This window comes from Olivibacter sp. EAT-5, assembly GCF_044784325.1.
Lineage (GTDB): Bacteria > Bacteroidota > Bacteroidia > Sphingobacteriales > Sphingobacteriaceae > Olivibacter > Olivibacter oleidegradans.
On the sequence record NZ_CP173028.1, the window covers coordinates 770,549 to 796,653 of the forward strand.

Consider the following 26,105-nt stretch of genomic DNA (forward strand, 5'->3'; position numbering starts at 1 on the left):
CAATGAGCCCTTCGGCATTTTTACCATCCCTCCGGGAGGCAGGCTTTTGAATTTTTAATTTTGAATTTTTACTTCTGAATTTATTCACCCTTTCACATAATTAGTTCCATAAGGAAAACGCTGCGGTCTAGCGAAGGTTGCATTCGCCTTTTCGTCACCAATAAAACGTTCTGTTTTATTATCCCAGGTTAACTTCTTGCCCAGTTTCATGGCTGTGTGTGCCACGATACAAGCCGAGCCAACACGTTGCGCCACCTCTACCGGGCTAATTGTCTCTTTACCATTTTTAATGCATTCGAGCCAATTGGTATGTTGTTCAGGACTTTCATAAAGATGTATCTCATTAGGTCCTATTTTCGAAGTTAATATTTTTTTGTCACTTGCGTAGAAAGCTTTATTTTCTTCACCGCTGGCGGAAGCGGTAGGATCGGTGGCGGTAACACCAACGTTTCCACGGGAAACGAAAATCCACCCATCCGTCCCTTCGAAACGAACCCCATTCGGAAAAGTATCACGCACTTCCACTTGCACCTTATTGGGATAAAGCGCATGAATCTCATATTTACCATGTACGTCCCACAGACCACTTGTCGGAAACTCCGCCTTTCCCTCAACTTCAAGTGGACCTCCGAGTTCCTGGTCCATGCCCCAATGTGCTATATCGAAGTGATGAACGCCCCAACCGGTAATCATGCCGGCACAGAACTGCTCGCAGCGCAACCAGCCCGGCCGTTCGCCGTCAATTTCCGTTTGAGAATGGACGCGATCTTTGGTATAATATACATAAGGAGTCGATCCCAACCACTTGTCATAATCTAAATTTGGGGGAACCGGCATTTGCGCTGTGTTGCCTCCGGCAGGATCGATGGGCAATCCGATTTGGATTCGCTTAAGTTCACCGATACGGCCATTTCTAACTAATTCGCAGGTCCGTTTAAATTGAGGCCAAGGGTTCATGGACCGTTGTTGCGTTCCAAGTTGAAAGACTACCCCTGATTTTTTCACCGCATCGGCCATGGTTCTACCTTCGGCAATGGTTAAAGCCGTTGGCTTCTGTAAATAAATATGTTTACCTGCCAGCGCGGCTTCCATAGCCGGTTGTGCATGCCAGTGATCGGGAGTACTAATGACAACAGCATCTATATCCTTTGCAGCAATTAAGTCTTTGTAATCATCATAGGTCTTTACATCAATAGATTTTCCAAATTTGTCCGTATGCTTCTTTTCTATCCAGGCTTTACCTTGCTTCAGTCGATTGCTATCAAAATCAGCAACAGCCACTACATGTACATAATCATGTTTCATTACTTCCGGCAGATCATGCGTCATACCTATTCTACCAAAGCCTATTTGGCCTATATGAATGCGATTACTAGGCGCATTTTTTCCAAAAACAGAAGCTGGTACAATTGTTGGAAACGCCGTTGCTGCAAGTAATACAGCAGAACCTTTCGCCGATTTTTTAATGAATGAACGACGGTTTAATTGGTTTTTGTTCATATCTTATCATATTTAGTTCTATAATTCGATTGGCTTTTTCATCTTTCCATCACTTAGCAAGCTGGTTAATCGCTCTTTCAACACGTTGAGCCTTAGCTTTACTGTAGTCTCGCTCCCTTTGTTCGCCTATAGCCCATTGGATGCCTCCCAAAATATGCTTCCGAAAGGCAGCATCATCATAATCTTCCTTCTGATGTCCTAATGACGTATACCAAGCCCGTCCACCGTCAAATTCATGACACCAAACGGATGGAAACTTATTACCGAAGGTGATAGGTCTTCGTTCGCGCACTTTATCTATTGTGTTGAGGTCATTAACCGCAATCACTTGCAGATTCACCTCCATTTCCTTTAAATAATAACATTCATCTTTTGCTCGCTTCCATCTAACAGGCAAATGCGATACAGAAGGGTGATCCTGCTGGATAAGCAGTACATCAAAGGCTTGTCCGGGTTCGTGCCAGTCGAAAGTCCCACCTAGCAAGCGTTTAAACCAGGGCCAGTTACGCTCGGTTCCAGATGCAGAATGAATGCCGACAAAAGCACCACCCGCCTGAATGTAGCGCATCAAGGCAAGCCGTTGCTTGTCGTTATCGAAAACGTCATTATTTGTGTTAGAGAAGATTAATACATCATACTGTTTTAATCTCTCATCCGTAAAATCTGCCGGATTCTCGCTAAAATCAACCTTGAAGCCTGTAGAGGCTGCTATCTCCTGTAGGGCTTTTTTGGAGTTTTCGATATTGTCGTGAACAAAGCCCTTACCGTTTTTGGTATAAACCAGCACTTTTACATCCTTCCAAACGATGGTCTGCATCGCTTTCAAGAATGTTGGTAAACACAAGAAGAGGAACAAATGAATACTTATTAGCCTTTTCATAAATATAGTACAATTTACATTGGTTTCATTTTTGATAGTCTATGTTTGGCTTAACACGAGGCTAGACGAAGATAGCCATGAACATCCTCCATGATCCACAATATTAAGTATAGCCGAACGGTTTTACACCACGGATGTCATTAAAAATTAACGATAACGATGTCGTAAAAAAGAGATTACCGAAATTAAGCGTTTCCAAAACATATATATTTCTTTGCGTCAACTTTAAATTTCTAGTCATGCCTAATAAACCTGCTACGATTAAAGATATCGCTAAAGCACTTAAGGTATCCATATCGACGGTATCAAAGGCCCTGCATAATCATCCAAATATAGGAGCCATTACCAAAGAGCGTGTGTTGGCCATGGCAAAGCAGCTTGATTATACGCCAAACATTACAGCCATTCAATTTAAGCAGCAAAAAACATTTACTTTGGGCATTATCGTTCCCACATTGCTCGATCATTTCTACATACATGCCGTAAATGGCTTTGAGGAAGTTGCATCCAAAGCGCACTACACTGTACTGATAGGCCAAAATCAGGAAAGCCTCCAGCGCGAAAAAGAACTCGTGTCAGTGATGCAGGGCAACCGCATTGATGGATTGTTAATTGCCATGTCGAAAGAGACAAGCAACCTCGATCATTTGCGAAAACTGGAACGTGCGGGGATACCCGTCATGTTTTTTGCACGAAAACCTGTCAATGAAACCTATAGCTGTGTAAGTAGCGATGTATACCACGCCGCTAAAGACGCCGTAGACCTTTTTGTATCGAGAGGCCATCAGCGTATTGCCATTATTAACGGACCATCACATTGGACAACCAGTCGGGATCGATACCTCGGCTATCGTGACGGATTACTTAAAAATGGTCTATCTCCTGATCAAGAATTGATATGCGAAAGCGATCTAACAACAACCGATAACTATAAGGTCTTACGAAAGCTTATGCGACTAACGGATCCACCAACAGCGATGCTATTGTTTAAAGACTACCTGATGCTCGATATTATGACCTGCCTACGTACAGAATTCCCCAATCGATATCTTATAACAGAACTGATCGGCTATGGTGCATTGCCTCTTTTTAGCCATTTCGAAAGACCACCGCTTGCCTCCTTAAAAGAACAACCTTTCCAGATTGGCGTCAAAGCAGGTTCGCTACTTCTTGATATGATCAAAAATCCGCATCAGTCCCGCAAGCCAAAGCTTATCTCACTCCCTTGTAAACTCCATTATTTTAAAGAACTCTAAGTAGCTTCAGCTTTTAAAGCTGTAGGCTATAAGCAATAAGCTTTAAGCACGACTTAACGATCAACCTAAACCAGCTAATTGGCTCATTATCACATCTGCTCATTAACTCATCGGCTAACCGACCGTAGGGAGCCCCATGAGTACCGAAAAAGCAAACACTTACGAATAATTAACGAGCTTTCAGTCGCGCTAGCCTCTCATTATCACATTGGCTCATCGGCTAATTAACTCATCGGCTCATTAACTATTCCCTACTCCCTACTAACTCCAATTAACTATTTTCTACTGCCCCGTAAATTTTTTCCAAAATTTCTCCGCTTCTGTCGGTTCCATTTCACCATCAAATACAATCATTCGATAACGGAGTATGTATTTCTTCCCGGGAACTAGCACCCAATCTTTATTTTTAGTTGGTGAAAAATTTACAAACACATCCCCTCTCCCTTTATTCTCTTGTTCCGGCCATACACGAATGGGCTCCGGATGATTATAATTCTCAGGAGAAGACAAGAAAAGGAGCCCTGCAGATGATCCATCAAGATCTCCTTCAGCGATTACCCAACGTGCTAAAGAGCCATCGGCTGTTTTACGGTCGTTTCCCTCTGAAGTAATGATTTTACTGTTCTTATTAGTCCACTGCTCACTTGCGCGAAAGCCAAGGCCAGCATAACGATATGCCTTTAACACGACGGTGTCTTGTCCAACGACTTGGAGTGTTGACGTCAAATCGCAGCTATACCTTTTATCATCAATAGGTGAAATGTGCGCCTCCCAGCTTTCGTCCAAAATCTGCACTTCTTTTTCTGACTGTGGGAATATAATATGCGCGTGTTTGGCTTTGAACCCAATCGTCTTCCCTTTACTTTTTATTTCCTCCACCCCTTGAGATCTGATGGTCCCCTGTTTATCTCCAATATTCCATAAATCGTACACCTTGCCTTTATAAGCAATTCGTGTCCAAGGATTCCATAATCCAAAATGATGGTAATGATCGGATGGCTGAATGCGTGTCAATGTTTTTCCGGACAAAGTATTAAGAGGATGGATAAAACCAGCTCGCTTGAACGCCGCGTCAACTCCGGGGGGAGGGCTTAAGATTTCATACTGATAGCCCAGTAAATAGTGTCCCTTTGCATCCATTAACTTCAGCACACCATCTTTCCTAACGGCCTGCTGTGCGAAACCGTAAGTAAAACAGCATAATAAATACGTCAATAAAAGATAATTTTTCATCACTGCTTGGTTAGTTTTCTCTTTAAATATAGGTCTTTCTTCATAAAATCAACTATATGACATCCACTAATTATTTCCTTCAGCCGGGATTTCCTCCAAAGGTGGAATATTGCTTTCCGAGCCCGCATAACCTTGATTTTGATTGATATGCCCCATTGGATTGGCGTTAATAGCGCTAATCGGAATAGGCCATAATACGTGATACGGACTAATTTTATAAGTAATCCCCAAATTGGTAGTTACGCCCTTATTATAAAAATCGCTCTTGGCCAAAATACGATCATAAAAGTAATTGTCTGTTGAAAAAGCCTGCAAGGTATATGACTTCCCATTCTCTGCCACTTTTCCGGTCATCGCAAAGATATAAGCAATGCGTGTCAATTCTGTCTTCCGCGGTTCTTCATAATACAATTCGCGTGCACGTTCGTCCAAGATGGTTCCTATATTGACGTCTGCTACCGAAATGGGAGCGGCTTGCGCCCGTATACGTACTTTGTTAATATCGTTAGCGGCACTTGCCAAATCACCTTTCCAAAAATAGGCTTCCGCACGTAGCAGATAAGTCTCTGCTAACCGAAAGACATACCAATCCGTATTTCCGCCGGCAGGTTGTACGCGATTCGGATCTTCTATGTACAGTTTGTAATGGGGCCATCCAAACCATTGGCGAATCGTGTCGCTCGACAATAACTTCCCGGCTTCGTTACGCAGCTGAAGATGCTTCCCATAATAAGGGTCATTATCTCGTTTCAAATTGGGGTGATTGTAAACGAGGTCTTCCATATCCATCCAATTACCGGGTGCATGTCGAAGATCGTTCGCGTCTGTCCAAAGCCCCTTTTGACTATAATAAGTTGGACGTAAACGGCCGATTCCTCTTCCATAGGCTGTTACCTGGTCAATTTCGATCCCCTTTGTATCCGAAGTACCACCACGGCCACTTGGCGTAACAATTCCTGAATTGGCCCAAAAAGGAACCGTGTTTCGCATGGTTTGACTACCCCCATCAAAATTTCCGTCGATATTCAGACGGTCAATAACAAGCATAAGCGCTTCGGTATTAGAAGCTAACGATTTATTCTCAGGTCGATGTAAATCCCATATCACATTTTTGGTAGGATCACCGGCGTCGGTACCGAAGCGATCGGTCATAAGCCGATACCGACCGCCATCAATAACGCGACTGGCTGAAGCAATGGCATCATCAAATAAGCCTAAAGCCAAGTTTACTTTCGTTAATAAATGACTCACCGCTCCCTTGGTAACTTGTCCTTTGTTCACGTCATCAGGCACCCATTCTTGTGCAAATTCAAGATCTTGCTTCATTTTGTGAAGAATGACTTCTCGTTTGGTACTGTAGAAATCCAATTTAGGTTCATCCAATACATTAAGAATCAAAGGAACATCCCCAAATTGTTGCGTTAATCGATAATATCGAGCGGCTCGATGAAAATAAGCAGCCCCTAAGAGATGGTTGCGTTCCGCTTCCGAGGCGTAGTCCGTCGGTTTATCAATATTCACAATGGCCGTATTGGCATAGCGAATACCACGATATCCTTCATTCCAGTACCAACCGATTTTATTATAGTCGGTATGGTTCAACTCAGCATCCGGCGTAATAGCCAAATCGAGATTTTGCGCCGGGCCCGGCTTATCGGTTGTACCCTCTACTGCTATTTCCGAAAAGATACCTTCGGTAACGATTGGAGGCGCATCGCCAAAAAACTCAATACGCATATTTCGCTCGCAAGAAACTAAGGTTGCCCACAAACCTTGCGCTGATTTAAAGGTTTCTTCCGGTGTAAAGAATGACAGTGGCCTAGGCTCTAAAAACTCTTTCTTACATGCTTGCGGTAGCATGCAGGCAAATAGGCTAACAACAATATATAAAGGTTTAATACGATTTTTCATTTCATCTAGTTTTGTTAAATCTCCAACTCTTCTAATCTCTTGATTGATCAAAGGCAATTTTATAACGTTACATCGAGTCCAAAAGTGAAGGTACGTGGAGTTGGCCCTGCACCATCGTTTGGATCCCACTCCGGATCCCAGAATTGCCATTCTTTGGTATATAGAGCAGCATTACGCACATTTAGATAAAGCCTTAAGTTTCGTATCTTGTATTTCTCAGTCCAGGCACTGGGCACGTTATAGGCTAGCGACACATTATCCAAGCGGATGAAAGACCGATCGCGATAGACATTGAAACCCGTTGCGCTGCCTTCGTTAGAACCGATACGGGCCCATTCCGTTGATTGATTTTCAGGCGTCCAGTAAGGATAATCATAGGAGTTCATCCGATCTGGAAAGCCATTTCTATTCTTCAACCAATTAAAAGAAGTTTTGTGCCCCCACAGCGAATACATCATGAAGGAGAAAGAGAAATTCTTATAAATCTGAAATTCATTTCGAAGTGACCATCTAAATCGGGGTTCGGTATACCCCAAAAACTGTCGATCTGCATTCGTAAATCGTCCATCGTCATCCACATCTTCTAGGCGGTAGTCTCCGGGTACCAAAGAATACCTCGCTGCAAGCTCCTCTTGTCCTAGCTGGTAAACCCCAAGCGCTTTCCAATCCCAAATGGCATCAATAGCATGCCCAATAAACCATTTATTGGCGATATCATCTACCTCCTTACCATTGCTATCGAAGTTGCGATAGATGTGTAAAATTTTATTTCTATTTAATTGGAAATTGAATGTAGTACGCCATGTAAAGTTGTCTCTCTGCATATTATTCGAGTTGAGGGTAATTTCGAAACCACGATTCTGCACTTCTCCTAGATTATCCATCACCCAGTCGAAACCGGAAACATTAGGCAAGGTTCTTCTAACCAATAAATCCGTTGAATTCATTTGATAAGCTTCAATCGTACCGTCCAATACATTATTAAACAAAGCAAAATCAAGCCCCACGTTATAGGACGTATTCCGTTCCCATCGCAAATTTTTATTTTGCATCCTATTCACCCAAAGCTGACTTGCCTGAATAACTGTTCCATCAGGCAAAACATATAAGTACTTTCCAGTGGTTAAATCAGCGATCGCATTATATAAGCCGTCTTCTCCCAGATCACGATTACCATTACTACCCCATGAGAAGCGTAATTTCCCGTAATTAAACCACTTACTTTTAAAAAACGCCTCCTCCGAGAACACCCAACCTACGGCCACTGAGCCGAAATTGGCCCGTGGATTGCGCTGTCCGAAAGCAGAATAACCATCGCGCCGAAAGGTACCGGTGAACATATATTTGTCTTTCAACGAATATACCAAGCGGGCCATCAAGGCATCACCGGTACTATATTGGTCGTTACTACTGATGATCGGTTTTATTCCCGATCCAATACCATGATATCCCAATTCATCCGTAGGATCGAAATTTTCGTTGGTCATGGTATTATCCCAGCGTTGGAACTTTTCCGCATTGACTAAGAATGTCACATCGAAGCGGTGTATGTCGTTAAAAGTTCGGTCCCATTTTAACAAATTATCCACCTGCCAATAATAAGTCTCCCGTTGCCTTCTGGACGCCCTACCACCAAACCCCGCCCATTCTTCGTGCTTTGCACTTTGTGCATTATATTGGTCCAATAACTCCAAACGAGGTGTAAAATTCAATTGATAAGTAATGCCAAAAGGGAGTTTAACACGACCAAAAATAGTGCTATTCAAACTATTTGTTCGGTATAAACGGTCGGTAAAGAAAGCATCGTAACCCAAGTTGACACCTCCGCTTGCTTCATTGTTTGGCCGCCACATCAGATTACCGTTCTCATCATAACGGCTACCCCAAGGTGATAAGCTTGTAATGGCGCCCCAATTGTATGGGATTGCACTTTCATTCTTAGTAGTAAACTGCGTATTCATACCAACCGTCAGAAACTTGGTTACATTCGCTTCAATATTGACTCGTGTTCGTATCGTCTTATACTGATCGTTCACAATGATCCCCTCATTATTTAAATATCCTGCTCCAACATAATAAGAGATATCTTTATTCTTACCTGAAAAACTAATATTGTGATCTTGGCGTAGTCCATTCTGAAAAGCGAGATCATACCAATCTACACTTTTACCCGCTATATAATTATCAATTTCGACAGGCTGCATGTTAAGGCGCCGCAACCAAGTGCGAACAGGATCACCACTGGCTCCGTCATACCCCATCCACTCTTCAACGCTGATATCGCTGGGCAATGTTCGCGGGTCGTTATATCGGTAAGGTTCGGCCTTCGGATTACTCGTTCTGAAGTAATCAGAACGCCATGTCGTGAAACTAGACGCATCGAACACTTTTTGGTTAACGGCCATCGTAGCAAGTCCGACATTTGAGCTTATGTTAATGAGCGGCTTTCCCTCTTTACCTTTTTTAGTAGTGACGATGATAACCCCCGTTGCAGATTTTGCTCCGAATACAGCCGCAGAGCTCGCATCCTTTAAAACATCCACAGTTTCAATGTCGTTAGGATTTATATCTTCCCATGCGCCATAATAAATGGCTCCATCCATTACAATCAGCGGTGATGTCCCGGCATTTAGCGATGTTCTACCCCGAATTTGTAAGCTACCTCCTCCCTTGGCGCGGGCGCTGAAGCCCACATTTACTCCCGCAGCATTCCCTCTTAATACATCTGTCAACTGCGCAGGCACTTCGTTTTCCAACTTCTGTGTGTTTACCTGAGAAACTGCACCTGTTAAATCTCTTTTACGCACAGTTCCATACCCCACCACGACCACTTCATCTAAATTAGCCATATCAGCTACGAGTTCCACCCGAATTGCTTCTTGAGCCTGTGCTACCCGCTCTTGCGTTACGTAGCCTACAAAAGAAAAGGTAAGTGTTGCATTGGGCTTAACATTTGATAGCACAAATTGCCCTTTGTCGTCCGTACTGATTCCATTGGTTGTTCCCTTTTCTTTGACGGCTACGCCAGACAGGGGAGCCTGATCTGTCTGTGAGATGACCACACCCTTTACGGTTATCCCTTGTTGGGCTTCAGCGGATACCACAGAGAATAAAAGCCAAGCCAATAACAGGCTTATCGATTTAAAATGGTAAAAAAGTACATGTAGAATCCTTTGTGGAAAAGTTTTCATCATAATTTGGTCTCCTTGTTTTTATGGGGTGGTTAAACCCAATTGGTTATCAATAATCCGTTGCAATGGATGGGATAAAATTAGAGACGTCAAGAGCAAGATGTTGCACAACAGGGCGAAACAAGTTTTAGATTTCGTTCAAAAACCGCGATAAAACTGCATTTCAAACGTTGTACTAAAATTTTAGAGAAACATCAAATTACGCAATCGATTGTGCTTTTTTACGCAATCGATTGTGTTTTCCGGTCGCTTTGAATGCTATTTTTTTACGATTATCATTGTTAGCCTATACGCTCATTATCGGTTGTATTCTGAGTGGTGTATAGTTTGATCAACTAATTAATAGAGAAGGACTACGATAACAGATGCCCCTGCGGCGGCCGATTTATCAAAACTAAACTAAAAACCATGAAGAGTAAATTTATTTTATTCTGCACATTCCTTGTATTTCTAGTTCATGCCTCTAGGGCACAGACAATGAAAGTCGTAGGAACAGTGCAAGATCAGCAAGGCATCCCCCTGCCGGGTGTCACCATTTCGGAAGTGGGCAATGAAAAAATTTCTACGCAGAGTAATGAAGTCGGACAATTTAGCCTAACTGTTAGCTCCGGCAAGGCCTCCTTACGCTTTTCCTTCATCGGTTACCTAACCAAAGAGGTAGTCGTTGACCGATCAATGAACGTAACGATGCAGGAGGACATGGCTCAATTAGATGAAATTGTTGTCACCGGTTACTCTACACAGAAAAAAGGGAACATCACTGCCGCAGTAGCAACAGTGGCTCCCGAAAAACTGAAGGATGCGTCCTCTCCCAGCGTAAGTAACCTCCTCCAAGGTAAAGTTGCCGGCGTGGATGTTGTTGCAGCCACAGGGCGACCCGGTGATAATCCCAATATCCGTATCCGCGGAAGAAGTTCGATACTATCCAGCGTCGATCCGCTTTGGGTTGTCGACGGGGTTATTATCCACGGCACACCTAACCTCAATCCAAATGATATTGAAACGATGTCTGTATTGAAAGATGCTGCTGCTACAACTCAATACGGTTCGCGCGGTAGCAATGGTGTTATTGTTGTCACCACCAAACGAGCTAAGGAAGTCGGTACCTCACAATTAACAGCGAATTTGAAAACCGGGTTAACCTATCTCAATCAAGGAAAATTCAAACTGATGAATAGTCGGCAATTGTATGATCAGTTTCAACTTTTCAATGAAGATACAGGCATTACAGACGATGTCTTGAACACCGACTATGATTGGGTAAAAAACGGTTCGCAGGCTGGTCAGCTTAATGATTTAAGTATAACGTATTTAGGAAAGTCAGACAAGGCAACCTTATATGCCGGTGGAAATTACTATGCTGAAGAAGGGTCTGTAAAAGGGTATAAATTTGAGCGTTGGGCCGGGCGTCTGAACTTGGATTATGAAATTAGCGACAAATTAACGATTCGTCCGAAAATCAACGCTACCTTTACTTCTAGCGACGACCGACAGCATGATTTATACCAAATGTACTTAAATATGCCTTGGGACAATCCTTATGATTATTCCGGCAAACTGGTTAATGCACAGGAGGCGTCCCTATGGTATGGAAGGGATCTGAGCAATTACTTATATGACTTGCAATATAACTATGGAAAGTCCGACATCTTTGATTTCCAATTCAATGGTGATTTTGATTATAAGTTTTCAGATCATTTCTCCTATGTTTCCACGAACAATGTAGCTTACTATAACTCAACCGGTATGTCTTATGTGGATCCTAAATCCATAGCCGGTCAATCCACTGAAGGTCGAATTACCAACAATTCTGCGCGGCGAATCGTGCGCTTTACGAACCAAATGCTTAAATACAATCAAAGTTTTGGCTTGCATACTTTTGGTGGCTTTATTGCCTATGAATACATGGATTATCAATATAAAGACCAGTCCGCAACGGGAAATGGTATCGTTGCCGGCTCAGAAATTTTAGATAATGCTGCCAGCATTGGGTCTTACAGCGGAACTAAAAACGACTACTCGGCCCAATCCGGAATCATTAATGCAACATATAGCTATGATGACCGCTACAACCTTCAAGCTTCTTATCGCTACGACGGATCCTCGCGCTTCGGTAGCGAACGACAGTATGGTAGTTTCTACGCTTTTAGTGCTGCTTGGAACGTACATGAGGAAGCTTTCTTTAAAACTGAAACTGTAAATTACTTACGTGTGCGGGCGTCCTATGGGAAAGTAGGAAACGTTCCTAATACCTATTATGGCTCCTATGATCTATTTAAGCTCGATGCACAGTATAATGGCCTGCCCGCCTCATACCCGGACCAATTGAGCAATCCACGACTTACATGGGAAACTTCTAAAGATGCCAATCTGGGATTTGAGTTCGGCCTTCTCAACCGACTCGACTTTACTTTAGACCTGTATAATAAGAACACCGATGGCTTACTACACTATGTACAATTACCGGTTACTTCTGGTTATAGTGGATATTATGACAATATTGGAGCCGTCCGTAACCGTGGTATTGAATTCAGTATCGGTGCTAATATCTTCAATGCTGAGAATCCTTTTCAATGGCGTATTGATTTCAATATTGCAAAAAATGTAAATAAAATTGTCGAGCTAGCGGACCATAAAGAACAAGCCGCCGGCAACAAGCGTTATGCAGAGGGTAGAGATATTGATTCGTGGTATATGCGTAAATGGATTGGAGTAGATCCGGCAAATGGCGATCCCCTTTGGGAAGTTATTGATCCCACGACAGGAGCTGTTTCCACCACCAATAGCTACAATGCAGCCACTTTACAGTTTGTTGGAACTGCAACTCCGGATTTTACAGGTGGGTTCTCTTCCTCCATGCAGTATAAAAATTTTTTCCTGAATGCCAGTTTTGCATTCAATAAAGGAGCGTATGCTTATTTTAGCGGACGTGAATTATTCGATAGTGACGGTGCCTACCCTTATTATAATCAAATGATTCTGCAAGATGGTTGGTCTAGATGGACACCGGACAATCCAAATGCCACCCATCCTCGTTTGGTTTATAATGGTGGCACGAACTCCAATAAGACCTCCTCAAGATACCTAGAAGACGCATCTTTTCTACGTATGCGGAACATCACTCTGGGATATCGCGTACCGAGTAAATTTATCCAAAAGCTAAAACTGAAAGCATTGGACGCTTATATCAGCGCTGACAACCTCTGGACCTTGACGAAATTTTCGGGTGTAGATCCCGAAGCCGCTCTCTATACAGGTGTAAGACAAGCCGATAATGGTAATGTTGCAGGCGACGCCACCAGCACTTATCCTGCCCCAAGGCGCTTTACCTTAGGTATCAATATTTCATTTTAAATGTAGTGGATCATGAAAACATACTTTAAATATATATTCCTTGCTTGCATTGCATTCAATAGTGCCTGCAGTTTAGACAAAAAACCTTATGACGCCATCACGTCCGATGAGCTTGATAACCTGGAAGGAAGTTTAGGATCGGTTACTTTAGGTAATTACAGTCGCCTTAAAGGCTGGGTTGAAAACTGGCATCGTGTTACCGAATATCCTGGAACCAACGTAGCTTTGAGTGGAACAACAACAGATAATTTATTCTATTCGTATAATTACAATCGATTGGTTACCAATTCAAGAGTCAACAATGTATGGGAACAATCGTACAAAATAATCGTAGGAACGAATATCGTAATAGAAAAATTGCAGGACAGCACAAATCCCGAGGATCAGCAATTATTGGCTGAGAACCTGTACATACGCTCTATGTTGTACTTTTATCTCACCAATATATTTGGCCGGCCTTATAATCAAGGATTAGATAATTTAGCGGTACCATTGAAGCTTTCGAGCGATCCTATGGATAATCCTCCAAGAGCAACTGTAGGTGACGTTTACACACAAATCGAAAATGATCTATTAAAAGCAGAAAGCCTCTTTACCCAAAGTAAAGAAAACATCTATGCCTCTCGCGAAGCAGTACAGGCGCTCTTAGCTCGTATTTATCTTTATGAGGGAAAAAATCAAGACGCCATTACGTACGCGAATAAAGTATTAAGCTCTGGTCGATTCTCACTTTTAGGTACATCTCAACTAGCAAATTATACGACAATAACGCCCGAATCAAATAGCGAAACAATTTTTGCTATCCGTTTTGTGAAGGATACTGACTATCCTGATAACGGTTGGTATACTGTAGGTTCTTTGTATGCGACTATAGATGGCGCCGGCTGGGGAGAGATGTATGCCTCAAGGCCTTACCTCGAACTGGTTCGAAAATATCCGTCAGACCAAAGAAATAAGTTTATAGCACCGAAGACGACGGGTTCTACTAACCTTTGGGCACTCTATGTAACCGACAATTATACTTACGCTCATAAAGTAGTTACCAAAGTAGGTGACGACTATCAATACAGCGAAGATGGAACCACCAAATCGCTCATCAAACGAAGCAATAACATCGGAAGTTACGATTATTGGATCAATGTAGCAGGTAAAGAAAAGAAGGTACTGATTGATTCGGAAATGGAAATGCGCAATGGATATCCAAAATACTATATTTTGAAATGTTCAGGGCAAGAAGGCCAAGGACATCTTTGGTCGCCCGTAATCTCGCGCTTGGCAGAAATTTATTTAATCCGTGCGGAAGCAAACGCTAAATTAGGCAATAATCAAGCCGCACTTGACGACGTTAATATTATCCGAACTCGCGCGGGCATTCCAGCAGCAGGTTTGTATAACCTTACTAATCTAGATGGCAAATCAGTTTTTGATATCGTGATGGAGGAGAGGCAATTGGAGTTGGCTTGGGAAGGGCATAACAAGTTCGATACTTTCCGAAATGGACTTGTTCTGAACCGTCAATACCCAGGAACACATCTTTCAGGAGCCTCTCCTAAATCCATCGTCGCACCGACATCTAACGACATTGTCGAATATATTCCGGAATCGCAGATTACGGCGTCAGGTGGGATTTTAGTGCAAAACCCATAAAGAAAAAAGATTAAAATCTGTTAGTAAAAGCCCGAACAGTACGCTCGGGCTTCTTTTTTTTATCAATTTATCAAAAGTCGTGAAATGATAGCTGGTATTTCTTCCCTGAAACAAAATCGATAGCCTTTGTTTTGCCTTTATATGTTAAGGTTTTTTGCCCACTTTTGTCTGCAATGATTTCTGCCGATTTTAATTGTCCAGCTTCCCAATTTAAATTAACGGTAAAACCGCCGCGCGCGCACAAACCGCTGATCCGCCCTGTAGGCCAGTTCTTTGGCAATGCAGGTAACAGTTCGATTTCGCCTGTTTGTGACTGCAATAGCATCTCCGCAACACCGGCCGTAGCGCCCATATTTCCGTCTAGCTGAAAGGGTGGATGCGCATCCAATAAGTTGGCATAAGAGCCTGAACCCTCCCCCTCGTAATTAATAGCGCCTGAACTTGACTTTGTTGCACCCGCGGGCTTAATAACCATTTTATACAGTTTCAAAGCACGATCACCATTTTTAAGTCTTGCCCAAAAATTCACTTTCCAGCCTAAAGACCAGCCGGTTGCTTCATCACCCCGTGCTTCCAGACTTACTTTAGCCGCTTCTGCCAGTTCAGGTGTTTTAAGAGGGGATATTTGACGTCCCGGGTGCAATGCAAAAAGATGAGATACATGCCGGTGTTTATTATTGGGATCATCCACATCCTCTTTCCACTCCTGCAGCTGGCCCCATCGTCCTATTTGCGGAGGTAAAATGCGATCCCGCACACGTTGTACCGTGTCAGCAAAAGCTTTATCATCCAACACCATGGCAGCTTCAAGTGAATTGTTCAATATATCCCACGCTATTTGATGGTCCATGGAAGCTCCTCCTGAAATACCACCATGCTCAGGCGAATAAGACGGCGAGGACACCAAGTGCCCGTTCTCATCGGGTGTCAGATAATCAATCCAGAAACGAGCAGCCTCTTTCATTATAGGGTAGGCTCGATTGCGCAAGTATGCCTTATCCTGCGTATAGGCGTAATGCTCCCATACATGCTGCGTCAACCATGCAGCACCTGCGGGATAAAAACCCCAAGGCAGCCCCCAATTTACAGCGGTATAACCAAAAGCGTTGTTCATCGTATTGACGATCCACCCCCTCGTATGGAAGAAATCATGAGCACTTTTTTTTCCCGGTTCTACCAAGCTTTCGATATAATCAATCAAAGGCTCGTGGCATTCGCTAAGGTTGGTTACCTCTGCCGGCCAATATAACATCTGTTCATTAATATTGGTGTGATAATCGGCTGCCCAAGGAGGATTTACACTGTTGTTCCACTTCCCTTGCAAATGCATTGGCATGGTTCCCGGCCTTGATGCAGCAATCATCAGATACCGGCCATATTGAAAATAAAGTTGCTCCAAACCCACATCTTCGGCACCTTCGAAAAAGGCTTGCTGTCGCTTATCAGTCGGTAAATGATCGGCTGATTTCCCCTGTAATTGAAAGGATACCCGATCAAAAAGTGGCTGATAGTCTTCTTGATGTATCTGAAAGAGTTGCTTATAACTCTTTCCTTTGGCCGCATCTAAACGCTTTTTGATAATGGCTCGAAAGTCGTTACCGTTATAATGCGGATACTGCATCTTATAAGCAGTTGCAGCCGTATGAATAATAAGCAGTGATTTCGCCTCCTCTACGGATACTGTTCCGTTAGTGTATTTTACTCTACCATCTGTAACCAGTTGATAAGCCGTTTCGAAAGCTAACTTATTGTTGGGCACATAGCCTACACAGGAGTAACGTAGTCCTTCAAAACTTTCCTTCTCTTTATATTGGGGTGTGCTAAAATGAAGTGTGTAGCTCTCCGATTTATCGGAGGTGAACTTATAAATCATTACGCCTTGGGGATAACTGCCAAAAAAACTACGTTGGTACTTATTTCCCGCCACACTGTAGGACACCTTTCCGATTGCTCTTTGTATATCCAACGTGCGTCGGTAATCCTGTACAGGGATCGATCCATGCCCTACCTTAATAAATAAATCACCCATTGTTTGCTGGGCACCATAATCGCCCCAATCTGTACTGTCGCCAGCCAGTTTAACCGGTGCCATGCCTGTCATCTGTTTCTCTACGAGTTCGTTTGCCTCCTTTAATTTTCCCTGCTTAATCAGCGCTCTCACCTCTCCAAGGTATTTCCAGGCATTGGGTCGGTTTCCGAAGTTATAATTTGGATTAGCACCTGGACCACCGGACCAAAGTGACCCCTCGGAGAATTGGATCTGCTCTTCACCAATTCCTCCGAAAAACATAGCGCCTATATACCCATTTCCGATTGGAAGCGCCTCCCGCATCCAGTCGGTAGCAGGCCTGTCATACCATAGTTGAAGCGCTTTTTGCTGAGAGAACGCCAATTTTATTGACAATAAAATACTGAAAAATAAGATTAGCACTGATTTATATCTTAACGGTATCATACATTTAGTTTAACTACATAGATAGCATAATCTGCCGGCAAAGCAAACAGTTATATCGGCAATTTATTCAGCTATTTTCACCTTTCGATACCGGTACCTGAAAAATAAATATGACCATCGGCTTTCCGTAAAATAGGAATGAACTCCCGTTGGTCGGTTCGCCTTTAACATACAAATGAAGGTGTTTATATAAAAAGAAGGTTTTTCTTAATCAACTTTTTTCATCATTCGTTAGTTTTTTAAAGGCATTCAAGCTTTCCCAATGGGAAGGTTCTTGATAAAAGTTGAGCAAACCGAAGAGCGGAGCGCTGAGCTCATGAACTCATCTGAAAACAAACAAAAGTGAATAAATCAAGGCCCGTGTAGGCTACCTTGCAACTGATGGCAAAGCATTACTGGCGCGTATTGGAGCCATTTCACTTCTTCAATCCGCTCGGGTACTGCAACATGAACAGACACACAAATGCTTTACTGCTCGTTGCCTCTGTATCCTCCAAGGCCGTTTTGTCCGACACTCTGGGCCCTATTGGCTGTCCGCAAAAACCCTACGTTCTGCTAAAATGTCGCCTAGGAAATTTGCGGTTTGCACGTTGATGCACTACCGTTGTAGCAAAGTTCCAAGCGACGAGCTTTCTTTGCTTCTTTATTTCGCGGAGAAAGAAAGAAGTTAAAATAATCCTTCCTTTTTAAGCAATCCTATTATATCCGGCAGTCATTAATAAATTTATTTGTTGGTGAAGTTCTGCATAATAGTAGCAACCTCTAAAGCATCATCTATGCTACAGGGATTACCACGTTCACCGCGTAGGTAACCAACTACTGCTTCGATCATTGGCTGTTGTACATGCTTTAACGCTTCGAAATGAAAGACTTGCACTCCCTCCCCATTCATTAACTCAATTGTATGTGGCGTAAAAAAAGAAAGAGTCAGCTTACCTTTGCTACCGAAAATCTCACATCGATCTACCTCTTCTGTTACATTGAAAGCCCATAAACCATTAAAAAGTACGTCATTTTCAAAAAGAATCCGCCCGGTTACCACATCGTCGGCAGGATATCGCTTACCTAGGTTTAAAGCCAGTCCTTCGCTTTTTTGAATAGGGCCAAAAAGTCGATAGATGATGTCCAGTTGGTGCGGTGCCAAATCATGGAATAGGCCGCCGCCGGATTTGGCCGGATCTAAACGCCACGCTATTTTAGGATCTTGCAGCATCTCTTCGGTCAACGACTTTTTCAGCAACTGTAATGATATCACTAGCGGTTCACCGATAAGTCCGTCGTCAATTATTTGTACAATTTTTTTAAAATAAGGTTGTTCTCTTCGATAATGCGCCACAGATAAACATCCTCCCACCTTTTGCACATAATTAGCTAAGCGCATCGCCTCTTCTACATTTAAAGTAACAGGTTTCTCGACATAAACTGCCTTTCCGGCTTGTAGGGCCATCATGCAATATTGAAGGTGGGTATCTGGAGGCGTGGCAATATAAACAGCATTTACTTCTTCATCATCGATCAATTGCTTCGCATCTGTATACCATTTACGAATACCGTGGCGACGGGCGTAATCTTGCACTTTAACTGCATCACGGCGCATGACGGCCACCAAATCGGAGTGTGGCACTTTCTTAAAAGCGGGACCACTTTTCACCTCGGTAACGTCTCCCGCGCCAATCATTCCCCATTTAATTGAATTTGTCATAGCTTATTGTTTGTCAATACACGAAGGTATTATTTTTATTTCACCAACACATCTGTTGATAGCAAGATATCAGTTCTGTTTGGTATTTCGCGTTCAAACATTTGGTAGACTGAAAATTCCTGTTCTCAAAACCTTCCGCTATATTTACTTGTTGATATACTTACCAAATAAGATTCCATGAAACGGCCTTCCTATTTTCTGCTTATAATGGTTTTCATCTCCCTAACCGGATATGCACAAAAGCATGATACTACAGATGCTTTGCAGCGGACTTTAAAACACCTGGAAACTTTTCAACAGAAACATCCACAAGAACGGGTTTATCTACAGACAGATCGGGCATATTATGAAGCCGGTGATGATATCTGGTTTAAGGCCTATGTAACGGTAAGTCAATTCAATTTACTCTCGGCCATTAGCAAAATCATGTATGTTGAGCTATTGAATGATCAACAGGAAGTAGTACAATCCAGGCGATTACCGGTGATTTCCGGCTTGTCAATGGGCGACTTTAAATTGCCGGAAACACTTGTAGAAGGCCAATACCATATCCGTGCTTATACCAATTGGATGCGGAACTTCGATGAAGGCTTGTTTTTTCACCAAGCAATTACCGTAAACAACAAAAACTCCGGCGGCATTATTAGCAGAAGCAACTTTATTTACAAGAACACAACGGAAAAAGACAAACAGGTTTATGGTACTGTCCAGCTGCTGGACTTTAAAGGCCGGATGATTCTAAATAGGCAAGTAGCCTTCGAGCTAAAGAATAACGGCAAAACAATTGCTAAACAGCAAGTGGCAACAGATGAGCTTGGCCGATTGCGTTTTCAGTTTCCTTATGAAAGTCGAAAAAAAGACCAACCGGATTTATTAATTCTTCATATCGACCACGGTAATCAAGGGACGATTGTAAAAAATATTCCGGTAATTATCCGTCCCGATAAACGTTCGATACACCTACAAGCAGAAGCAGGAACGCTGCTAGCAGGTATCCAAAACCGGGTTGGTGTCCAAGTAATCCGAAATTTTATAGATGAAAAACAAGAAGTGCAGGGGCAATTAGAAAGCAACGGGCAAGTAATCACAAAATTTAAAAGTGACGCTGCCGGTTTAGGTAGTTTCGACTTTATCCCGGAAAGCGACAAAGCCTATTCCGTACTGGTATATTTTGCTGACGGTGATACCATCCGTATGCCTTTGCCAGACGTGCAAACAGAAGGATTTCATTTGGCCGTCAACAATTTAATGGAGCAGGGGATCGTTGCTCAATTGACGGCCTCGCAAAGTCATATAAAAAATCAGCAAATCGCATGCATCATTCAAAGCCAGGGTATGGTATTCTACGCAGCGAAACAGTCGATGAGCAAACCAGCGATTACATTTAATATCCCTAAAAAAGATTTACCCTCAGGCATACTTGAGGTAGCTTTGTTAGATGAGCAAATGGATCTGATCGGCTCCCGCAAAATCTTCATTTTGAACCCCCGCGATACCCTTATACTACAAGCAAGACCAAATCAAACAAGCTATGGTACTCGCGAAAAGATTACCCTTGAAATAAAAGGGCTTATGCCTGATACAACCGATATAGGTGCTTTTTCCGCTTCAGTGGTGAATATCGACAAAATACCCCAAATTCCTAAAGCAGACAAGAATATATTTTCGACCTTATGGCTTCAAGCTAATACTTACAACACCTTTGATCAACCTCCGATCAACATTGTTCATCAAAACAAGCAGACTCAGCAGCAAATAGATGTGCTGATGCTCACTCAGTCTATTAATCGTAGCTTTTGGAAAAATGTAAAAGAGGGCAAGTTCCCCGAGATTGCCTATACACCTGAAAAAGAATTAAGGATCAGCGGTATTGTAACCAATAAGCAAGACGAGCCGGTCGCCAATGCAAAAGTGACCATTGCGTCCTTTAAACCAACTGCGACTGTTTTAGATACGGTGACAGACAGCGCTGGCCGTTTTAATTTCGACAAACTATTGTTTTATGATCAAACCGATTTCCTCGTTCAGGCAAGAGATGCAAAAGGCAAAAAAAATGTAAAAGTAAAATTGGATGAAGTCCCCAGTCAGGCCATATCCCAAGAAGATCGTGAGGGAGAAGTGAAAGTAACTGCGAAGGAAGGGGCTTCAAATCAAAATAGCGAAAAATCGCTTGATGAAGTACAACAATATGGTTTTTCCGGGAAAAGCATTGTTTTGGAGGAAGTGGAAGTCAACGCGAAAAAAGAGAACCCGGCCAAACATTCATCTAATTTGAATGGTCCGGGGAATGCCGACCAAGTTATCAGTGGTGATGAGCTATATTTTAACGGCTGTCCGACACTCGATATTTGTCTACAAGGACGGCTTGTAGGCGTACGTTTTGTTAATGGTATCCCATATAGTACCCGTTCCATGAACCGGCCAATGCAAATCATTTTGGATGGCATGTACATGGACGCTTCCGCGCTCAATATTATTAACCCTTTTGACGTGGCCTCCGTTGAAGTATTACGAACAGTAGGTAATACAGCCATTTACGGTATGTGGGGAAGCAATGGTGTGCTGGTGATCACTACAAGAAGAGGCGATCAGCCTAGACGTTTCGGTCCCGAACTCTATGCCCCCGGCTTGACAACCTTTAGTCCGCAAGGCTTCTATGAAATCCGTAATTTTGAATCACCGGATTACGAAGCAGCTGCAGATACTACGGGTTCCGATCGACGTACCACCGTCTACTGGCAACCCGGAATAGTCGTTCAAAAGGAGCATCCCGCCTCCATCTCTTTCTATACGGCAGACGAACCGGGAATTTATCGTATCGAAATAGAAGGACTTGATGTGAATGGAAGATTAGGTAAGTCAACGTCATATATTCGGGTAGAAAAGAAATAGGAAGAAGGGGGTCAATTCCCTGTTCTTATTTTACAACTTAACAATTAGCTTTAGGGTAAGATTGAGCTTGTCTGCCCCTCTGTTGGTTGGTGTTACTGTAGCTGCTACAGTTTTATCACTACCCACCTACTTTACGGTTTTACGGCTTAACTACTTAACTACCTTAAAATCGATATCAATACTTATTTCCCGGTTGACATCCATCTTCTTCCAAAGCGGGCCATTTCGTACGATCTCCACAGCTCGTTTATCATGTTTGGGATCCAGACTTTTAATAACCCGTATATTTTCCGGTTTACCATCTTTATCTAGCCAAAAAGCGATTTTGACTCGGCCCGCTCGGTCTTTAATGGCTCCTGTCGATTCCTCCAAATACTTCTCATAGGCCTTCCAACCAATGAGGGGCTCGGTGACTAATCTCGCGGAAGGTATGCTGATGGTTGAATCCTTAGTGATATGAACATCAAGAGTGCGGCTCGCTAATTTCGATGACACGCTCTTTTTTGTCCCTTGTCGGTTATAAGCCGAAACCACTTCCTCATTCAGGGTCGCATTTACCGGCTGCATGGCAATCATTACACTATCCTGATCTTTTACGGCGACATTTCGATTTTCATATCCCAAATAGGACACCTTTAATGTTTCGGCTCTTTGCGGATTTAAAAGGGTGAATTGACCGTTCGAATCTGTAACGACACTTGTAAGTTTGGCTGCTTTCACGGTCACGCCTGCTAAAGGTTCTTCCGTATGTTCGTCCACGACACGTCCTCGAATAGGTGTAGGTTCGACCACTTGTTTGGGCGCTAAAGTCGCTAAGGCAGTTTCAGCATGTGTTTCCACAAGAGAGTCTACTACTGTAGCCTTCTGATGTGATGGTTCTTCTACTTGGTTCAAAGAAGATACCGGTTTACGACGTGCCGCTGATGAACGCGTCGGTACCGGGGCCTTGGCAGTGGTTTTAGGTTCTTTAACAGGTTTCATCGCAATCAAAGGCATAGAATCTCTTTTAACGCTAGTTTGCGAATCCCTTGCCTGGTTTTGTTCTTGCACCAAAGTGGGTTGTTGAATGAATTCTTTCTTTAAGATCCAATATCCCATAAAGAAGAGAACTCCCACAAGAGAAGCGGCCATCCACCAAAGAGACTGCTTTTTTCGATGAATAGCAGGCGTATTAAGCCGCTCCCGCATACGTCCCTTAATATCCGCTAAGTTCCCCACGTGCATCTGCTCATCCCCTTTCTCCATTCCCTGCAATAGATCCATCAACAAAGGATCGTTGTGTGCCCGCCGCTCCAGTTGATACATTTCTTCGCGGCTCAGCTCTCCTTTTAGATAGCTCTTAATTAACGCTATGTCAGATTTATGCTCTTTCACGGTGATTATCCATACAATTCTTTAAATTCCTCTTGCCATTTTGAATGTAGCTTTTTACCTCATTGAGCGAATACCCTGTTATATCCACAATTTCTTTATAGCATTTCTCATTCAGAAAAAAGAGGTCTATGCTCTTCTTTTGTTTTTCCGGTAGCGTTTCTAAACATTTTTCCAAAGCTACCAAAGCAATCTCTTTTTCTTCCCGGTCTTCAGGATGCACATCCATAGGAAATTCCACAAATTCTTCCATGGAAACCCATTGCATCTTTTTCTCCGACCGTAGCTGCATCAAACAGAAATTTCTAGTCAACACATAAAGCCAGGTGACAAATTTCTTAATTTCTTGCTTTTCTACCTTTACGATCAGCTCTTCAAACAGCTGCATGACCGCATCTTTTGCTCGCTCTCCATCCTCCAAATAACGAAAGCAAACGTAATATACCATTTCCGTATGCCGCTCATATAGCTCACCTAAAACCGTTAAATCTCGTGTATGGAGATAACGTTTTAACAATGACGCATCGTCTAGTGTCTCATTCGTTTTTTTTGAGCGTTGGAACCAATTCATGCCGAGCGTAAAATAATGCTTTTTTTTGATTAGTTAAGTAGTTAAACAGTTGAGAGGTTAATTAGCCAATGTGATAATGAGCCAATTAGCTAGCTTAGGTTGATCGTTAAGTCGTGCTTAAAGCCTACTGCCTATAGCTTACTGCTTATAGCCTAACGCCCTGTAAATAGTTATTATAAAAAAAATTATGGAATTATAGATAGCACTGCATCCTTGGGCAAAATTTACGATTATGAATACAAGAATATCAGTAATTCTACTCCTCTTTAGCCTGCTTTCCTTCAAGCCAAGCTCGGAACTGACCGTTAATGGCATCGTTTACAATCAGGCAGATCAACTAGGTATAGCGGGTGTTTCGGTTCTTATAGAAGGTACAACTATCGGTACGCTCACAGACGCAAAGGGTCGATATACTATTAAATTGACTCCCCGAGCAAAGTTTCTTATTTTTTCCAAACTCGGTTTCGAAAGTAAACGTGTCGCGATTGGGGCAGGGAAGCAGCTGGACGTGACATTAATACCTTCTGTCGCATTACAAGAGATCACCGTAGTGGAGCATGCGCATGTCAAAAAACGCGGCGCACAAACATTGATGGCCTATAGCCCTGGCTTACACGTGCGTCCCCCATCGTCACCTTTCTATATGCAGCATCTTCCATCGACGGAAGATTATCAAAAAATTAAAGAAAACGGGTTTGTCAGTCCAAAAAAAGAGCCCTTATCAACTTTTGCGGTTGATGTTGATGGTGCGTCCTATAGCAATATTCGCCGCTTTATCAATAACGGTCAATTACCACCAAAAGATGCCATACGTTTGGAAGAGATGATCAACTATTTTCAATATAATTTACCGGCCCCTCAAAATAATGAGCCCGTGGCGATCCACACGGAACTATCGCAAGCCCCTTGGAATCCTCACCATCGTCTGTTGCGTATTGCCTTGAAGGCAAAAGCCATTGATGCCGCGAAACTTCCACCTGCAAACCTCGTTTTCTTAATCGATGTGTCGGGATCAATGGACGGTCCCAATCGATTACCCCTAGTAAAATCGTCATTAAAGATGTTAGTCGATCAATTGCGCAAAGAAGACCGAGTGGCCATTGTGACCTATGCCGGCACCGCGCGAATCAAACTTGCGCCTGTTTGGGCTAACGAAAAGATGCGTATAAAAAATGCCATCGACGAACTTGATGCCGGTGGTTCTACTGCCGGTGGTGCCGGTTTAAAAATGGCCTACGACTTGGCGAGAGAACATTTTAAAAAAGACGGTAATAATCGTATTATCCTGGCTTCGGATGGCGACTTTAACGTAGGCCCTTCCAGTAACGAGGATATGGAAACATTGATTGAAAAAGAACGACAAAGCGGTGTCAGCTTATCGGTACTTGGCTTTGGGATGGTCAATTTGAAAGACAGCAAGATGGAACTTTTGGCGAATAAAGGACATGGGAACTATGCCTATATAGATAATTTGATGGAAGCAAAAAAGGCAATGATAAGCGAGTTCGGCGCCACCTTTTTTACGGTAGCCAAGGATGTTAAAATGCAAGTTGAATTCAATCCCGCTAAGGTAGAAGCTTATCGCTTATTGGGCTACGAGAATCGTTTGCTGAACCAAGAAGATTTCAACAATGATCAAAAGCTCGGCGGTGATATGGGAACCGGACATATCGTTACTGCCTTTTATGAAATTGTTCCCAAAGGCATTAAAGAGCCTTATATAGGCAGTGTAGATCCCTTAAAATATCAACCGGAGAAAAGTGTATTTGTCGCAAAAGCTTCCGATGAACTGCTTACGGTTAAATTTAGGTACAAGGAACCAAAAGAAGATAAAAGCAAAATGAAACAAGTTAGTGTTTTGGATAAGCCGATGCAGCTAGCCGAAACCAGCGATGATTTTCGCTTCGCAAGTGCTATTGCTGAATTTGCCATGCTGTTGCGGAATTCCGATTTCAAACAGCAGGCTAATTACGATGCGCTTATTAATCGTGCGAAATCAGCTAGAGGGGCGGATTCAACGGGTTATCGTGCGGAATTTATACGATTGGCAGAAAGTGCTAAATTGCTAGCAAAAAGTAACGATATAGCGGCTAAAGAATAACAACAAGTAAATGAGGGAGCTATCTTGAAATAGATAACCCC

At 42.8% G+C, this 26,105-nt stretch carries 14 protein-coding genes; 5 read left to right on the forward strand and 9 right to left on the reverse strand.

Annotation, left to right across the window (positions count from 1 at the left end):
* Positions 1-84: 84 nt before the first annotated feature.
* Together ACH11B_RS03160 and ACH11B_RS03165 are read right to left on the reverse strand one after the other, a co-directional pair.
* Positions 85-1,500, reverse strand: a complete 1,416-nt coding sequence (locus ACH11B_RS03160) for a Gfo/Idh/MocA family protein (protein WP_130858091.1) — start codon at positions 1,498-1,500, stop codon at positions 85-87.
* 49 nt (positions 1,501-1,549) lie between these two features.
* The gene (locus ACH11B_RS03165; protein ID WP_041387056.1) at positions 1,550-2,380 is read right to left on the reverse strand and encodes a ThuA domain-containing protein; all 831 of its coding nucleotides are present in this window, start codon (positions 2,378-2,380) and stop codon (positions 1,550-1,552) included.
* A 239-nt stretch (positions 2,381-2,619) separates the two neighbouring features.
* Here ACH11B_RS03165 and ACH11B_RS03170 point away from each other — a divergent pair, with 239 nt between their 5' ends.
* A complete protein-coding gene (locus ACH11B_RS03170; protein ID WP_013663938.1) occupies positions 2,620-3,636 on the forward strand; it encodes a LacI family DNA-binding transcriptional regulator in 1,017 nt (338 codons plus the stop codon).
* A 282-nt stretch (positions 3,637-3,918) separates the two neighbouring features.
* Here ACH11B_RS03170 and ACH11B_RS03175 read toward each other — a convergent pair whose 3' ends face one another.
* The 3 genes from ACH11B_RS03175 to ACH11B_RS03185 all read right to left on the reverse strand — a co-directional run bounded on the left by ACH11B_RS03175 (position 3,919) and on the right by ACH11B_RS03185 (position 9,974).
* Positions 3,919-4,869, reverse strand: coding sequence for a PmoA family protein (locus tag ACH11B_RS03175; protein WP_130858092.1), 951 nt, complete (start codon positions 4,867-4,869; stop codon positions 3,919-3,921).
* Positions 4,870-4,935: 66 nt separating this feature from the next.
* Positions 4,936-6,780 carry a RagB/SusD family nutrient uptake outer membrane protein gene (locus ACH11B_RS03180; protein ID WP_013663940.1) on the reverse strand — a complete coding sequence of 615 codons (1,845 nt, stop codon included), beginning with the start codon at positions 6,778-6,780 and terminating at the stop codon, positions 4,936-4,938.
* Positions 6,781-6,839: 59 nt separating this feature from the next.
* Positions 6,840-9,974 carry a SusC/RagA family TonB-linked outer membrane protein gene (locus tag ACH11B_RS03185; protein WP_130858093.1) on the reverse strand — a complete coding sequence of 1,045 codons (3,135 nt, stop codon included), beginning with the start codon at positions 9,972-9,974 and terminating at the stop codon, positions 6,840-6,842.
* Between the two features lie 405 nt (positions 9,975-10,379).
* Between ACH11B_RS03185 and ACH11B_RS03190 the strand changes: the two genes are divergently transcribed.
* The gene (locus ACH11B_RS03190) at positions 10,380-13,325 is read left to right on the forward strand and encodes a SusC/RagA family TonB-linked outer membrane protein (protein ID WP_149104978.1); all 2,946 of its coding nucleotides are present in this window, start codon (positions 10,380-10,382) and stop codon (positions 13,323-13,325) included.
* 12 nt (positions 13,326-13,337) lie between these two features.
* Complete coding sequence (locus tag ACH11B_RS03195) at positions 13,338-14,972, forward strand: RagB/SusD family nutrient uptake outer membrane protein (protein ID WP_013663943.1); 1,635 nt, start codon at positions 13,338-13,340, stop codon at positions 14,970-14,972.
* Between the two features lie 70 nt (positions 14,973-15,042).
* On the opposite strand, the gene ACH11B_RS03200 is transcribed toward ACH11B_RS03195, so the two are convergent.
* Positions 15,043-17,427, reverse strand: coding sequence for a glycosyl hydrolase family 95 catalytic domain-containing protein (locus tag ACH11B_RS03200; RefSeq protein ID WP_377611632.1), 2,385 nt, complete (start codon positions 17,425-17,427; stop codon positions 15,043-15,045).
* A 724-nt stretch (positions 17,428-18,151) separates the two neighbouring features.
* Positions 18,152-19,129 (reverse strand): Gfo/Idh/MocA family protein, encoded by a 978-nt coding sequence (locus tag ACH11B_RS03205; protein WP_130858096.1) that lies wholly within the window; start codon positions 19,127-19,129, stop codon positions 18,152-18,154.
* Between the two features lie 177 nt (positions 19,130-19,306).
* Here ACH11B_RS03205 and ACH11B_RS03210 point away from each other — a divergent pair, with 177 nt between their 5' ends.
* A complete protein-coding gene (locus ACH11B_RS03210) occupies positions 19,307-22,021 on the forward strand; it encodes an MG2 domain-containing protein (RefSeq protein ID WP_130858097.1) in 2,715 nt (904 codons plus the stop codon).
* 150 nt (positions 22,022-22,171) lie between these two features.
* Here the strand turns inward: ACH11B_RS03210 and ACH11B_RS03215 are convergent, their stop codons facing one another.
* The gene (locus tag ACH11B_RS03215) at positions 22,172-23,395 is read right to left on the reverse strand and encodes an energy transducer TonB (protein WP_130858098.1); all 1,224 of its coding nucleotides are present in this window, start codon (positions 23,393-23,395) and stop codon (positions 22,172-22,174) included.
* On the reverse strand, positions 23,382-23,963 hold the full coding sequence (locus tag ACH11B_RS03220; protein WP_013663948.1) for an RNA polymerase sigma factor: 582 nt from the start codon (positions 23,961-23,963) through the stop codon (positions 23,382-23,384). Before ACH11B_RS03220 ends, ACH11B_RS03215 begins: the two co-directional genes overlap by 14 nt.
* Before the next feature lie 232 nt (positions 23,964-24,195).
* On the opposite strand from ACH11B_RS03220, the gene ACH11B_RS03225 reads away from it, so the two are divergent.
* Complete coding sequence (locus ACH11B_RS03225) at positions 24,196-26,064, forward strand: von Willebrand factor type A domain-containing protein (protein ID WP_130858099.1); 1,869 nt, start codon at positions 24,196-24,198, stop codon at positions 26,062-26,064.
* Positions 26,065-26,105 lie beyond the last annotated feature (41 nt).